Origin of the sequence: Paenibacillus sp. 19GGS1-52, assembly GCF_022369515.1 — a bacterium.
Lineage (GTDB): Bacteria > Bacillota > Bacilli > Paenibacillales > Paenibacillaceae > Paenibacillus_AQ.
Window position 1 is genome coordinate 6437368 of sequence record NZ_CP059724.1, and the last position, 15316, is coordinate 6452683.

Genomic DNA, 15316 nt, shown 5'->3' on the forward strand with positions numbered 1-15316 from the left:
CCGTTGCATTAGTCCATTCTAATCTAAAAACCCGAACGCAGGAAGCGCCCGGGTTGATCATGGCTATACAGTTTCTGAAGAAAGGGATATAGGATTTGCTCAAATGCCACCGCTTAGCTCACGCACTACTACAGGCTTCGAAATTACCTTTAATCCGCGCAGACTTCCAGCCTCATCCAGACCAGAAAGTGCTTTACACTCCCTGAAGGCAGAATGGGTACACCCGATACACTTGTTATATTCAAGTGCACTAAGCGCTACATTAATGGCTTCTCCAGTATGGTCATAAAATTGCGCCGCGCCTATGGTTTCATATAATCCGGTTTTTTTGAGCAGATCTAGCGGCTGAGACTGAATATCGGAAATCATTAATTTCCCTCCAGTTTTCTGCAACTGCTTCATCAGTCCTGCCAAATTGGCTTCTCCGGTCGTATCCATGAACGGAACCTTTCCCATACGCAGCAGAATAATATTAGGTTGATCGGGACCATAACCTGGCATCGTATTGTCAAATCTGTAGGCTGCCCCAAAGAATAATGGCCCCTCCACATTATAAATTCCAATCTGCGGGCAATCATGGCTCTCCGAAACCATATGTGCACCCACCTTAACCGAAGTTGGATCGGGCAGCACTTTGGAGACCAGATGAACCTCACCCATCCGTTTCACAAAGAGAATTACGGCAAGAATAAGTCCTACTTCGACCGCCATAGCCAAATCTGCAAACACTGTTAATAGAAAAGTGATTAACAGTACCAGGGAATCTCCAGTCTTGATCTTAAGGAGTTGAACAAATTGTTTGCGTTCACTCATATTCCAGGCGACCACCATCAATATTGGAGCCATGGCAGCCAACGGAATATTTGAGGCATAAGGAGCAAACAGCAGAAGAATAAGAAATACAACTAAACCATGTACAATCCCGGATACAGGAGATACAGCACCACTTTTGATATTCGTAGCTGTTCTGGCGATGGCCCCTGTTGCGGGAATCCCCCCGAACATCGGTGCGACGATATTAGCAACACCCTGACCAATCAACTCACGGTTACTGTTATGTCGAGTGCCTGTCATTCCGTCTGCAACAACGGCAGACAACAACGATTCAATTGAACCAAGCATGGCGATCACAAAAGCTGGCCGAATTAGAGTAACGATACGATCCCAAGTGATTACTGGAAAGTGGAAGCTTGGCAGTGTATTGGGAATGGCTCCATAAGCTGAACCAATAGTCGTCACCTTACCGCTGAAGAACAACGCCGCCAGCACTGTAGCACATAAGAGGCCAATCAGCGATCCGGGAATTCTTGGTGCGAACCGAATCGTCAGTATTACAACAATTAGACATATCGCAGCCGTTAGAATACTGTAAATATTAATAGTCGATATATGAATACCAATCTCTTTCATATTGTCGATAAAGCGCTCATGCCGTTCCATGTTCTTCAGCCCCAGAAAGTTGGCAACCTGTCCACTGAAGATGATCACGGCAATCCCAGCAGTGAAGCCAATGGTTACCGGTTTGGGGATAAACTTGATCAACACTCCGAGCTTTAGAACCCCCATCAAGACTAGGAAAACACCCGCCATCATCCCAGCAATCAGCAGATTCTCATAACCATATTGCATCGCAATTGCGAAGAGTATTGGAATAAAAGCACCTGTAGGTCCACCGATTTGAAACTTGGACCCGCCAAGCAGTGAAATTAGAATACCAGCCACAATAGTTGTGTAAATTCCATACTCCGGCTTCACACCGGAAGCAATAGCAAATGCCATCCCTAGTGGAATGGCAATAACGCCGACGATTGTCCCTGAAATAATATCCTTGCGCAGAGAAGCAATGTTGTAGCCTTTATAACGGCCCCACCCTGTCATGATCTAACCTTCTTTTCTTTAAATATCTGATTATTTGAATATAAGGTAAATATTACTCCTGCTTGTCGCTCTTGTCAACGTCAAAATGACATTCATGATTTCCAAATTCACTCACTACGAATGCTTTCAAGCATAGAAATAGCACTTACGAGGTGATTATCAAATATTTGCTTGGCTACAGCCAGAAGGTCTTCAATCAGGGGGTCGCGGAGGGAATAAATAACAGTAGTGCCTTCCTTAACTGTGGCTACAACATTCTTGGCGCGTAATACAGCTAGCTGCTGGGATACTGCTGATCCTTCAGAACCGAGTATTGCCTGCAGTTCATTTACGTTCTTATCTCCTTCACTCAGTAGCTCAAGGATGCGAATTCGCATGGGATGAGCCAGTGCCTTAAAAAATTCCGTCTTAAACTGCTGAATTTCGCTATTCATGGACTCTGCTCCTTATTGCTTTACTTCTGATTCTATTAGCTATCATAGCATAGCCGCAGCGGTGGATAAACCTCACCTCCAGGGAAGACAGTCGGGGGAATATCCTATTTTAGCTCAATGGACTAGCGGATATATCTTGACTGCCTTGGTTTTCAACTCTACAAAAACTCCCAACCGCATGGGCTCGCCCAAGCTCTCAAACATCAATAGACTATCGCCAACCCGCAAATATCCCGTACCGTCTTCTTCAAGATTATCCAGGATACCGATGAAACTAACCGTATCTCTTTCCAGGTGAATATGATACTGATCGCTGTCTGACGGCACAATATCTACCCAGCGCATGAACAGCTCTGCAAGCTCAAATTCCACCTCACACTCTGCACCAGGCTCCACATGAGGCCCATACCAGCTGCCCTTGCCCTCACCGTATTCCGTGACAAAGAAGACCTCATTTTTGCTCAAGCCGATTTTAGAAATAATTATTTTCATGTCATAAGCTCCATCTATAAAGTTATACCGATCATTATACATGAAGTTGGACTTCTGCGATCAAGTGTAGGTTTGGGTCGCCTTATTCAGGTATGTACTGGGATGAAGCCAGGGATGCTTGAAGAATTCCTTCTTATCCGTGATTTTTCTGGAGACACCAAGGTCATAATCGATCATCGATTTCACTTTGTTTGCAAAGGCTTCGCCTTTGACTAGCAGGCCCAATTCAAAATCGTGGCAAGCGCTTCTTTCATTGATATTATAAGAACCATGGAACACTGCCCGCGATCTGTGGTCATAGGAGATTTTCCAATGGGAGAAACGGCCTGTTAAGCTATAATCGTAGAAAGATACACCATTGCAAAAAGGCGTGTACATATTACTACGCACTGCCGCACGGTTCGTAGGGTGATCATTAACCAGCAGCGGGTTGCAGATCGATAAGTGACCCGAACAGTCTGGACCCAGCTCACCCAGCCGATCCCAAAAAGCCTGATCGATCAGATAAGGATTCACAATGACCGTCTCCTCGGCTGCATAAGTGATTAAATCCAGATAATACTGCTGCATCAGATTGACCGAATTGCCCGGAAAGCTCACAAAGAGCGTACATTCTTCCTCTCCGCAATCATAATTCACATCTGGGTGGTAAAAGACCTCATTCGCCTCAAAATGATCGCCTCCAAGCAGTATCCATCTCGATTGAAATATGACATTCAGCGGCAACGCCGCAGCTCCGCGAACCCGAAAGCAACCGTCATGCCACTCCTCCACTTTACCGGGGATTCCAACTATTTTTCCGTCTATACTTGCTATAGATGATTCCTTCAGAGGCGTTCCATATGTATATTGGTCACCGATATTCAAACTGCCGATAATTGAGGTTATGCCATCGATGATCATAAACTTTCGGTGGTCAATAACATTCAGCCCGGAGATTTCCACATCCTTCTCTACTGTATCCTGCAGAAACAAGATATTTTCGGGGACACCCTGCTGCTTCAAAGCCTCCCGCTTCATACTCCATCCCACAGTAGTGTAACAGGAATTGGACGTATTCAGCAGTTTAGCTCCTGCCGCTTCCAGTCGAGCAGAAATTTTGGAGAATTCCCCAAATTCCAGATTGTTCCCATAGCCTAAAGCTGTGATAGTGTAATTCACCATAATCCGGACCTGCACACCACGTCCAAGCGCACGAAGCAGTTCTTCGGCAATAAGATTTCCGGAAATATCGTTAAAGAACAGCATCACGGACAGATGAATATACCGCTCTGCTTTTGCGATTTCACTCAAGAGCATCTCTAGACACTGTGGACCATTCGTATACGGATCTACACAGTTATTCTGGGTCGTCTGCGGAGCAAGCGCTCTGAGCTTACCGGAATCGAGTCTGCTCACGGCAAAAGCAAGCTGTTCGAGCATAACCTGACTGAAGCCGGGCAATTGCTGCAACTGCTCAGCTTCAGTAATTACGCCGCCAAGTTCCTGCCGATATGCGCGAGCAGCCTCCCGATCCATCATCTCTGTAATTTTCTCTGCTGCTTCGCCGGCTTCCGGCTCAATACTGCGTAGTGAACCACCGGATAAATAATAGTTCACGTAATCAATCATATTCTTCTGTGAGCGGTCATCCCACTCCGAAATCGGCAACTTGTTCTCCATATGTAAGGACCTCCGTTTATTCTTATTAACATCGTTAAGCACTAACCCAATTAGGGCTAAACTTAGATACCCAAGATGTGCTTCTTATAAACGGGTCACCACATTTTCGCACAAAAACAGGGTGTTCCAAATGGTTCTTGGAACACCCTGTATCAGCGACAATTGTTATTCCTAAGCAAAGAGTTTAAGCCTGCCGATTCGCTCCACGGCTTCTGTCAGCCGTGATTCATCGCTCACCAGACCTACCCGTACATAACCTTCACCGTATGTACCAAAGCCGTTGCCTGGTGCCACAACAACATGCGCCTGCTCCAGCAGCAGATCCGCAAAGCTCTGCGAGGTGTATCCTTCGGGAACTGGCAGCCAGGCGAAGAATGAGCCGCCAGGCGCCACAGCATTCCAGCCAATGTTCCGCATTCCGTCGATTAAGATATTCCGCCGGTTCTCGTAGCGAGCCACCAAATCTTCGACACATTGCTGCGAACCGAGCAGCGCTTCCGCCGCTGCGGCCTGCACTGCACCAAACAGGCTGACATACATGTGATCCTGCAGCAGATTCAGGCTCTCGATTACGCTGGAATTCCCTACGGCAAACGCCACGCGCCAGCCGGCCATATTGTACGTCTTAGATAGCGTGTATATCTCGATGCCGTTCTCCTTAGCTCCTGGCGTCTGGAGATAGCTGATCGGCTTATGACCTTCATAGCCAATAGCAGCATAGGCGAAATCATGCACCACACAAATATTATGCTGCGCAGCAAAATGAACAGTCTCCTGAAAAAAATCCTCCGTTGCTACCGCTCCGGTTGGATTGTTCGGATAATTCAGGAACATCAGCTTCGCCTTGGCAGCAATATCAGGGCTTATATCCGTGTATGACGGCAGATAAGCATGCTCCGCTGTCAGCGGCATCATCTCCATGATGGCCCGCGCAAGCTCAATCCCTGACCAGTAATCAGGATAACCGGGGTCCGGCACAAGCGCCGTATCACCGGGATTCAGGAGACACTGCACGACCTCGACCAGTCCGGTTTTGCCGCCAAACAGGATTGCTACCTCACTGTCAGGCTTTAAGTCCACCCCATATTCCCGCTTGTAAAAAGCCGCCACTGCTTCCTTAAGATAACTGTGACCGCGAAACGGTGGATACTTATGATTCAGAGGGTCAGCCGCTGCCAACTGCAGTGCTTCAACAATATGATCCGGTGTAGGCATATCAGGATTACCCTGTCCAAGGTTAATAACATCATGCCCTTGTGCTGCTACTGCAGCAGCCTTGCCGACCAGTGCAGCGAAAAACTGCTTGGGCAGGTTATTTAACAGTTCAGACGGCTCGAAAATATTCACTAGCGCTGGCACCCTCTTTTGGAAAAAGTTACTTGTTGATCTGTTCGCCGTTATATACCTTAACGTCGAGCGGTGCAGTCAAGAATTCGCCTGCTTTGGCTGCGAAGGCTGTAAAATGACTGCTTGTATTGTGGCTGGAAACCGCTTCAGAGTCAAGCCAAGTCTCTACCATGATATATACATTCTCTTGTTCTGCATGATTGTAAAGGTCATAAGAGAGATTGCCCTCTTCTGCATGAGTAGCTGCAATCAGCGGCTTAACCTCTTCTAGAAACTGCACTTTGAGATCGGGATTAACATGAAATACAGCATGAATAATAATCATTGTCTGTGTATCCTCCTTTATTTTTTACTTCCACTGAGCAATTTTATCAATAGGTAAACGAACGGATTCATGGCCCTCTTCAGCAGCTTTACCAAGCGAAATCAGCATAACTGGAATGTAACGATCTTTATCCATACCAAAGGCTTCTGCGATTTTATCCTTTTCGAAACCGCCGATAGGATTTGTGTCGTAGCCATGCGCACGGGCAGCCAACATCAATTGCATGGAAGCCAGAGCGGAGTCAATCAGCACGGTGTCTTTGTTAGCTGCTGCTGGCAAGGTGGAGAAATGGCCGGCTAGTCTAGCCAATTGATTCTCTTTGACATCGGCAGGCATAAACCCGCGCTCAACAGCAGCACCGTATATTTCTTCAGCGTAATCGAAGTTGTTCAAATCTCCAAACACGGCAATCACTGCCGCTGAGGTCTCTACCTGCGTCTGATTAAAGCGGGCGAGCGGTGCGAGTGTTGCCTTTCCTTCTGCACTATCAATCACGAGGAAGCGCCAAGGCTGCATGTTCACTGAAGAAGGAGCAAGTGTGGCTTCCGTAAGAATCTGGGTCATTTCCTCTTTGCTGACCTTGACTGTTGGATCATATTTACGAATGGAGCGGCGACCTGTAATTATTCCTGTGAAATCACTGATTTGTGTAGTACTCATGTGTTATTCTCCTTTATTATATAATTATAGGGTGCGGCTACAGCAGATTAATATTATGCTGCAGACGGTTAAGCATATCTATAAGCACTGTCTGTTCCTGATCATCGAAGCCTGTGAGCAGACTACTGATAAAACGTTTCTTCTCTTCTCTGTATGAGGTTACTTTACCCCGCCCCTGCTCTGTAAGGGAGACGAGCGTGACTCTGTTATCGGCTGGATTATTACGACGCGTTATCGCCCCATATTCTTCCAGACCCTTCAGGTGCCGAGTAATGGCGGCAGCGTCAATATCGATTTCCTTCTGCAGAGCGATTTGGCTGATCTCATCAACCTGAAATAACTCGTGGAGAAGACGAAGGCGAGTAGGACTGATGCCCGCACATCGTTCAAATTTAGGAGCGATCCCTTTGTTCAACGCCTGCAGCAATTCAAAGATGCGCTCTTCCTCAGGCTGATATTCGCTCAAAATCAACCTCCTCATTCGTAATGTATTGTGCAAAATTATATTTATAAAAATTATACTATACCTAATTACTTGACCCGTCAACCAATATTAAAATATTAAAGAGAGATTGTCAAAAACACAGGAGGATTATTTATGAGAATATCCCTTATCCAGCTTGATATCGCGTTTGGCAATCCCGAGATTAATTATGCTGCTGCGGAACGTAAAATTCATCAGGCTGCCGCTGAGCAACCCGATTGCTTGATCCTTCCTGAGCTGTGGACTACCGGCTATGATTTGCCCCGCCTTGGAGAGATAGGTGATCCTGAAGGCAGGATTACCAAAGGCTTCATCTCCACCTTGGCGAAACAATATAATATCAACATTGTGGCAGGCTCCGTGGCGAGCAAAGGGGCCACAGGGATAACCAACAGCATGTTCATCTTCAGTCGCCAGGGAGAACTGGTCGGTGAATACAGCAAGCTGCATCTTTTTCGGCTGATGGATGAAGATCAGTACTTGCAGCCAGGCGAGGCCAAAGGATTATTTACGCTCGACGGCACGTTATGCGCAGGTCTGATCTGTTATGACATCCGCTTTCCGGAATGGGTTCGCGCGCATACGGCGCAAGGTGCCGAAGTGTTATTCATCAGTGCGGAATGGCCGCTGCCAAGATTGTCTCACTGGCGAGCTTTGCTCATTAGCCGCGCTATCGAGAATCAGTGTTATGTCGTAGCCTGCAACCGTGCAGGCAGCGACCCTGCCAACACTTTTGCCGGCCATTCCATGATTATTGATCCTTGGGGAGACATCATCTGCGAAGCTTCCGAAGGTGAAGAAATCCTTAGCGGCACCCTTGATTTGCCGAGAGTACGGGAGATTCGGGAGCAAATCCCCATTTTCTCCGATAGAAGACCTCATTTATACTTTTAATTGTGTACCGTTCTTCACTGCTACAGGGAATAACGCTCCCGCAGCATCCCTGCGGCTTCCACAACCCGCAGGTCCGTATACTCTAGAGCATAACCTGTATCCTGCCGTAAGGCGGCTGAGGACATGAGCTCTACACCACGGCGGGCTAACGCTTGCCTGATCCCTGTGGCAAACATCCCGACTGTGTCTGGTCCGCCGAGTTCTTGGAGTCCAGCAATGGTCTCCGGACTTACCCGCGGATAAGATAACGCTTGCTCTCCGCCAGCGGCATCCTCATAGAAGCTGTGGATAAGTTCTCCACGCGCTTGTCCGGAGCCAGCGACTACAACAAAAGCATGGACAAAATAGGCGTTACTTTGCCGCCGTTGGGCAATACCGCAAAATTTCCGGCCGCCAATCGCCAGATCGAATTCGCCAGGACAATAGGAGCCTTGGACCTCACCTGCTACGATTTGTGCTGCAGCCTGCGGGTGGCTTACAGCTACTGCTTCGGTAATCAGAGAAGAGAGCAGCCGGAAATCATCGTGAAAGTCCAGCTTCCCGCGGCTCTTCGGGAGAATCAGGGAAACATTGACGACCCCTGCATCGAGTGGTACTGCTGCGCCGCCTGAGTGCCTGACCGCTGTGCGCAGCCCGCTTCGCTCAAGCTTAGCCATCGCCAGAGCGGCGAAGGGCAGCTTGCTGTCCCGCAAACCTAAGGCCACGCCCCCAGGATGACTCCATAGATGCAGCGATGGCGGGGCAAGCCCTGTGCCGATATCCCTGCAGAGCGTCTCTTCGAAAGCAAAAGGGATCAGCAGATCTCCACCTGCTCCGACCACTTCTTCTATATTCTTATCAATTAAATGCTCAAAGAGTGCCATAACCTCTGGAAGCTCTCTCCTGAGCGGCTCCCCATTAAATGATCCACTAATCATCAACAATACCTCCAAGTACCGATCAAATTCGTCTTCCCTTACCCTAGTTACATTGTACCCGATCTGCCACTCGTCCATTAAGCATTTGATATACCGCTATGATAACGCTATCCTTAGAGTATATTACGAATTCCCAAGCGAAAGCTTAAGCGCTAGAGGTTCATGCTATACACAACTTTTAGGAGTGATGCTGCATGACAATGGAACAGCTATCCAAGGACCGGAGCAAGACCAGACAATGGGAGCAAGCGCTCAATCTGCTCTACGTTAACTTTAGGGATTACAGCAAAGAAACACTCCGAACATTCGACAGCGAAGACATTCATCAGGCTAGAGTGAATAGTCGGAAGTTGTTGACGCTACTATCCATTCTTGATCCGCAGCATACTTCGGGACTCTACCCCGTATTCAAGCAAGCCCAGAAAAGACTGGGTAAGGTGAGAGATACGGATGTGCTGATTGACTCCTTCAAGAGCAGACGCAAGCTAGCCAAGGAAGACGGAGACACAAGAACCGCAGAACTATTGGAAGCTGTAATTAAACACCAAAAGGACAAGCGTAAAGACTACCGCAAGAAGCTGGCGGAAGAGCTGCCGAAACTGACGGGCAAGGATCTGGATGGACTGTGGAATGACTTCTTGAGCGGACAGCTTGAAGATCTGGTAGCAAAAAGAGATGCCAATGTTGTTATGCGCGAGCTTGAGGTAGCCTATGAACAGAAGAAAAAAGCCTGCAAAACTATATTCCAACAGGATGCCGAATCTCCAGAGGCTTTCGACTCCCTGCACCAGCTACGGATCGCTGCCAAGGAGCTTCGCTACACCGCCAGCGCAGCTGCCTTTGCACTGAATCAGAAATTTCATGCTCATGAAGAGATATACAAGAATATTCAGGAACAGCTTGGGCTCATTAATGACAAACGGGTATGGTTGGATACGCTAAACTCGATCGGACGCGATGAACTAGATATTGGCAAAAAAACATGGAGCACCTTCACAAGTACCTTGAGATCTGAAGTGCTCGATGCTCTGCATCAGAACGATGTCGTCCATATTGCTAATAGAACAAAAAAATAACTAGGAATTATCCGTTTATCCTCAGAACTAATAAAGGCAGGAAGTCGCATAGAGTTTATGCTTCTTCCTGCCTTTCACTGCTTATTAAAGAATGCTTGGTGCTTGAGCATATTTATTTAATACCCCTTGGTAGACTGATTTCGGACGTAATCCGACCAATTTTTCCATAGGTTGTCCTTCTTTAAATACAATAACCGTAGGCATGCTCATAACACCAGCCTCTGCTGCCAGCTCTGGCAGATCATCACAATTCACCTTTAGAATAGATACAGTATTCCCATATTCCTGATGAAGCTCCTCCAGCAGAGGCAACAGCACCTTACAAGGGGGGCACCATGGTGCCCCGTAATCTACCAGTACCGTTCCGCCACCTTGCAATTCCGCCCGCAGCATATCGGCGGTGTCCACATTTATAATAGCCATGTAACATTCCTCCCTACATCATCTTAAGGGCAGGCACACTTCGGTGATAACCTGGTATCAACCTCCTGCCCGCTATCACTTTGCTCCTGTTCGTGCAGTATGGCTGCCATGCGCTGCTCTAAATTCAGCTTAATCTGATTCAGCTGCAGGAGCTGCTTTTCAATATCGGCAAGCTTAGTCTGGTATAACGGCATCACTTCCGCACAGAAGGCCTCCTTGTTCTTCAGGACACAGTGCAGGAAGCCAGCAATCTGCTCCGTGGACAGACCCAGATTTAAATATAGCTTGATCGTTTCCACCGTTTCGACTGCAAGCGGTGAGTACGTTCGGTAGCCATTGGCTTGACGAATCGGTGTAATCAATCCCTGACTCTCATAATATCGCAATGAACGGACGCTCACGCCCGTTTGCACTGCAAGCTCACCTATTTTCATGGCATTCTCCCCGGGGTTCATGAGAAATGGTTTACAGCCAGTATAAACCCTGACACCAGTGAGAGGGTCAACACTTTTCTTCCAGAGTATCCACCTTTATTCAGCTGCTGTACCCGAGGCCCCATACTCTTCAATATTCAGTATCACCTCGTAGGTAACCGGAAGCGTGCTGAAAGTTTGATCCCAATCTTCCTTGACCTTTTGCCATACAGCAGGATGCTGGATATGCAGGCTGGTCCCAAATCCACCGACGTCTGCATGCAGCTCATGCTGCATTTTTTCCACAGTAGCTTTAACAATTTGTATCAGCTGTTTTTGCAGCGCTATTTCATCCTTCTTCACATAAGCTTCGTCCAATTTCACCTGACTTGCGGAGAAGGTCTCCGCAAATCTCCCTCTAGACTCTATTTTAACGTGAAAAGAGATCTGCTCTCCCTCCACCTTAGCTTTGATTGTACTGCTTGCAGATTTGACCTCATACGTAATTAGTCTGCCATTATCGGGATCGTAGGTCTTGAGCACACCGCCTTTCCCTTTGCCTGTCAGCCAGACTGCACCTTCCAGTTCCGACTCATCCAGAAAACCGCTTAGCTTTCCAGTCTTGCCATCAATAATCCCTGCTCCCGCAAATTTCGGTTCCTTACCGGCAGCAACTACATTTTGCACCATAAAGCTTGTCTTTCCGTGCAATGGACCCGCTGCTTTAGCAATAGATACCGGCTCCCATATTCTCATATTCCGGTCACGGTTATTAAAGATACCTTTAATGACAAATGATGGGACTTGGCCTGGCAATGCATCCTTGAGAACATCTCTGGCTTCCCCCTTGCTGACCAGCAGCATAACACTGGGACGAATATCATTATCGCGACTGAAAAAGTCTATTAACTCCGTAAGCTTCGTTGAACGCGCCAGCTTCTCTCCAATCACAATGATCTTTAGGTGATTCCCACTCGGCGGACGGTTGGTTCGCAGCGAAAGCTCACGCATGGCCTCAAAGATGGAGTCTCCTGTTTCAGTCATATTATTGAAATTTTTGGATTGTAAGCTGCTCGTTTTGGCACTTGAGGCGGGTTGAGGAATAACAAACTGGTATGTGCAAGATATTTTATTGCTCTTCGGATAACTACCACCCTCACGTTCAAATTCAGCTTCAGTTCCGGTCTCATCCGCACTGTCTAGAGCAACGCCTACCTCCATATTCAAATCCTCAATCGGCGAACTGCTCCAGCAGCCACAGAGTAGCAAACACTGGGCAAGCATCACTATAACTACGCTCCCACGCTTCATGAATGGACTCTCCTAAAATGCGCGATGATCAGCAGCAGCAGTGGCAGAAGCCCGAATAAACCTAGCGCCCAATTCCCTAGCCCCGTCCCAAAGGCGAATAACCCATTAAGGTTAGGTGGAACCTCGGCAACGACATAGACTAGCGGCAGCAGGACAAATAGGCAATAATGAAACTTCTTGTTCAGGATTTGGGATAACCCTAGGGCCGCACCATAAAAAACAATACAAAACGTACAAAAAATCTGCATAATCCAAATCGCCAGCAGCAGCGATTCAAACCGTTCGAAGATGAGATATTCCACCTCAAAGCTGCGTATAAGATCAATGAATGGCCACGTTCTTGTAACCACTCCGTCCACCGAAAAGGCCCCAATGGTCATGACAACGGCAACCAAATAGAAGAACATAGAGATCAGCATTCCAACTACAAGTACCCTCATAGCCTTGTTCGGTTTAGCCAGAAAAGCAGTGAGAAACAACATGGCTTCCCCCGCATTATAAGTCAGCGCCGTGGGCTTAACAGCTTTCAACACGGGACCTAGTCCTTCTCCTAATACAGGTCGCAAATTGTTTATATCGAAAATCCCCAGACTGAGCAGACAGGCTCCTAAGAAAATCCCCCACGTAATCGGGACTATCAGCCTGCACATCCGAGATATCGCATTGATTCCTCCGCGGCATAAATAAATAGCCACCCACATGAATATGGCAGCAATTGCCCATAAAGGGGTTCCCTCCAGCAGAAAGAAACTGGTTACCTCCTGTACCGTACGCATTTCGAAGCTGGCAATACATAGAAAATATGCAGCAACAGCTACGCTTAACAATATACCCAATGGCTTGCCAATAATCTTCCGGCTGTATTGATAGAAAGTCTGACCTGGAAAGCGCTGGCTGAGCTTTACTATAACAGCACCTAACAAAGTGGAGATCAAGCCACCCAATATTACAGATATCCAGACATCGGGAACTCCACCCGCCTGAACAATTGTCCGGGGAAGTGTCAGCACGCCTGCTGCGAGCACATAATTCACCATAATGATCGTAGCATGAATGGTTGTTATTCGATCCTTTGCTTGGGTGTTCATTCCCATAACCTCCGTTGCCCGATTTTCTTATCCTTTTCTTATAGGACCCTTCGGTTTCAGCAGAGCCGGCCGACGCTTCATGAATTGCAGCGGCACACGGACTACAAAATCTTTCCAGTCGCGCATCCGGTACGGTACCGTAAGGCTGATGTACGGTACCCCAAAGCTCTTCAGCTTGATTAAATGGCTGCTCAACAGCAGAAAGAATAATACAACACCATACAGTCCGAATAGCGCTGCGAAGAACATCGCAGCGAAACGTAGATACCGCAGTGTAATACCGGCACTATACATAGGCATCGCGAAGGAGGAAATCGCCGTGACTGCTACAACAATGACCAGAATCGGACTAACAATTCCTGCTTCTACGGCGGCTTGACCAATAATCAAGCCGCCGACAATCCCCATGGCCGGACCAATCGGCTTCGGCAGACGCAAACCGGCCTCTCGCAATATTTCGATAGATATTTCCATAATCAGAGCCTCAATCAGTGTAGGAAAGGGCACACCCTGCCGGGAACCAATAATTGAAATAACCAGTTTGGTCGGAATCATTCCAGGATTGAAGGATAGAAAGGAGATATACAGGGCTGGAGCAAACAACGAAACTACGGCTGCAAAAAAACGTAGGATGCGGAGTAGCGAACCTGCAAACCAGCGGTCATAATAATCCTCTGGTGATTGCAGAAGCATCCCAAAGGTAACCGGCATAATCAAAGCAAATGGTGTACCATCCAGTAAAATAGCAGCCCTTCCCTCTAGCAGTGCTGCCATAACACGGTCAGGTCTTTCTGTATTCTGAAGCTGCTGAAAGGGACTGAGATAGTTGTCTTCAATTAACTGTTCTACATAGCCCGATTCTAGGACATCATCTATATCGATAGTGTGAATTCTTCGTTTAATTTCCTCTATAAGCTCCTTGTTGGCGATATCTCTGATGTAGGTCAACACCAGTTCCTTCTCAATTCTTTTGCCGACGGTAAAAGAAATCATAGCCAGTTCGGTATTTTGCCCATGTCGCCGTAACATAGCTGTATTATCACTAAGTGTCTCGTTAAAACCGACTCGTGGGCCGCGAAGGAGTGCTTCGGATATTGGCTCCTCGCCCCCTCTTGTTCGGCCCTTTGGTGTACCCAGCACGATGACCTCTGCTAAACCCTCGACCAGCAATACTGCAGATCCGAACAATACCTTCTGAAGTGACATCCTCAGATTAGTGGTATATTCGATTTCCGAAACCAGCACAATTTGCTGAACAATAATGTCTTTGAGTAATTTAGCTTCAGGAACAGAAGTCATGCCTTCAAAGGGCAACGCTGCATTCATTAAAGGCTTCAGAATATTGCGGTCCATTACATCCTTGTCAGTAAGACCATCTACAAACAGCACCGCTGCCTTGATCTGCAAGGCTCCGATACGCAGTTCTCTCACATTCACATCTTCCATATCAGCACTTATCCCTTTAAACTTGCGCAAATCCTCTTGAAAAACCCCACTATAGGTCGTCGAGTGAACGGTTTGATTCGCTTCAGTTGCACCTTCTGCAGTAGTTGCTTCCTTACTTCCAGAGACAGATCCGCCGGACTCCCCATCACTCGGAACCCCTCCACCTTTACGGCCTTCAGCTCGGACTCCCCGCGTACTTATCTGCCCCTCTTTTACTCGGATCAAGTTCATTAAACGTGTTAGAGCTACTGGGACAGCGAATATCATTAGCCCTTGAAAGAGCACACCCCAGCCGGGAAACAAACCCGTGATCATATTCCACATCTGATATCGCTCCCTCAAATAACCGTTACCCTATTTTGACCGAAGCTGGATAATTCATGCACGATAAACAAAAGCGGATACCATCCTGTTAAGGACAGTATCCGCTTCAGCAGAAACTTATAAGAGCTAATATGAAGGGTGA

General features: G+C 47.4%; 16 protein-coding genes. 2 read left to right on the forward strand and 14 right to left on the reverse strand.

Features of this window, described 5'->3' with window-relative positions; genetic code table 11:
* Positions 1-99: 99 nt before the first annotated feature.
* From H1230_RS29500 to H1230_RS29535, 8 genes are all read right to left on the reverse strand, one after another.
* Positions 100-1878 (reverse strand): SulP family inorganic anion transporter, encoded by a 1779-nt coding sequence (locus H1230_RS29500; RefSeq protein WP_239713316.1) that lies wholly within the window; start codon positions 1876-1878, stop codon positions 100-102.
* Positions 1879-1985: 107 nt separating this feature from the next.
* The gene (locus H1230_RS29505; protein WP_154121020.1) at positions 1986-2312 is read right to left on the reverse strand and encodes an ArsR/SmtB family transcription factor; all 327 of its coding nucleotides are present in this window, start codon (positions 2310-2312) and stop codon (positions 1986-1988) included.
* A 114-nt stretch (positions 2313-2426) separates the two neighbouring features.
* Complete coding sequence (locus tag H1230_RS29510) at positions 2427-2804, reverse strand: hypothetical protein (protein ID WP_239713317.1); 378 nt, start codon at positions 2802-2804, stop codon at positions 2427-2429.
* 60 nt (positions 2805-2864) lie between these two features.
* Positions 2865-4466, reverse strand: coding sequence for a phospholipase D-like domain-containing protein (locus H1230_RS29515; protein WP_239713318.1), 1602 nt, complete (start codon positions 4464-4466; stop codon positions 2865-2867).
* A 171-nt stretch (positions 4467-4637) separates the two neighbouring features.
* Positions 4638-5813: a pyridoxal phosphate-dependent aminotransferase gene (locus H1230_RS29520; RefSeq protein ID WP_239713319.1), complete on the reverse strand. Its 1176-nt coding sequence runs from the start codon at positions 5811-5813 to the stop codon at positions 4638-4640.
* Positions 5814-5841: 28 nt separating this feature from the next.
* A complete protein-coding gene (locus H1230_RS29525) occupies positions 5842-6138 on the reverse strand; it encodes a putative quinol monooxygenase (RefSeq protein WP_239713320.1) in 297 nt (98 codons plus the stop codon).
* A 24-nt stretch (positions 6139-6162) separates the two neighbouring features.
* The gene (locus H1230_RS29530; protein ID WP_239713321.1) at positions 6163-6798 is read right to left on the reverse strand and encodes a nitroreductase family protein; all 636 of its coding nucleotides are present in this window, start codon (positions 6796-6798) and stop codon (positions 6163-6165) included.
* Between the two features lie 37 nt (positions 6799-6835).
* Entirely contained in the window at positions 6836-7264 is a 429-nt protein-coding gene (locus tag H1230_RS29535; RefSeq protein ID WP_239713322.1) for a MarR family winged helix-turn-helix transcriptional regulator, read from the reverse strand.
* Positions 7265-7396: 132 nt separating this feature from the next.
* Here H1230_RS29535 and H1230_RS29540 point away from each other — a divergent pair, with 132 nt between their 5' ends.
* Positions 7397-8176, forward strand: coding sequence for a carbon-nitrogen family hydrolase (locus H1230_RS29540; RefSeq protein ID WP_239713323.1), 780 nt, complete (start codon positions 7397-7399; stop codon positions 8174-8176).
* 20 nt (positions 8177-8196) lie between these two features.
* On the opposite strand, the gene H1230_RS29545 is transcribed toward H1230_RS29540, so the two are convergent.
* On the reverse strand, positions 8197-9093 hold the full coding sequence (locus H1230_RS29545) for a lipoate--protein ligase family protein (protein ID WP_239713324.1): 897 nt from the start codon (positions 9091-9093) through the stop codon (positions 8197-8199).
* 194 nt (positions 9094-9287) lie between these two features.
* Here H1230_RS29545 and H1230_RS29550 point away from each other — a divergent pair, with 194 nt between their 5' ends.
* The gene (locus H1230_RS29550; RefSeq protein ID WP_239713325.1) at positions 9288-10169 is read left to right on the forward strand and encodes a CHAD domain-containing protein; all 882 of its coding nucleotides are present in this window, start codon (positions 9288-9290) and stop codon (positions 10167-10169) included.
* A gap of 84 nt (positions 10170-10253) precedes the next feature.
* Here H1230_RS29550 and H1230_RS29555 read toward each other — a convergent pair whose 3' ends face one another.
* From H1230_RS29555 to H1230_RS29575, 5 genes are all read right to left on the reverse strand, one after another.
* Complete coding sequence (locus H1230_RS29555) at positions 10254-10592, reverse strand: thioredoxin family protein (protein WP_239713326.1); 339 nt, start codon at positions 10590-10592, stop codon at positions 10254-10256.
* 23 nt (positions 10593-10615) lie between these two features.
* Entirely contained in the window at positions 10616-11026 is a 411-nt protein-coding gene (locus H1230_RS29560; protein ID WP_239713327.1) for a MerR family transcriptional regulator, read from the reverse strand.
* Positions 11027-11122: 96 nt separating this feature from the next.
* Entirely contained in the window at positions 11123-12316 is a 1194-nt protein-coding gene (locus H1230_RS29565) for a Ger(x)C family spore germination protein (RefSeq protein WP_239713328.1), read from the reverse strand.
* Complete coding sequence (locus H1230_RS29570; RefSeq protein WP_239713329.1) at positions 12313-13404, reverse strand: spore germination protein; 1092 nt, start codon at positions 13402-13404, stop codon at positions 12313-12315. The genes H1230_RS29565 and H1230_RS29570 overlap by 4 nt, the downstream gene beginning before the upstream one ends.
* 27 nt (positions 13405-13431) lie before the next feature.
* Positions 13432-15174: a spore germination protein gene (locus H1230_RS29575; protein ID WP_239713330.1), complete on the reverse strand. Its 1743-nt coding sequence runs from the start codon at positions 15172-15174 to the stop codon at positions 13432-13434.
* Between the last annotated feature and the right edge of the window lie 142 nt (positions 15175-15316).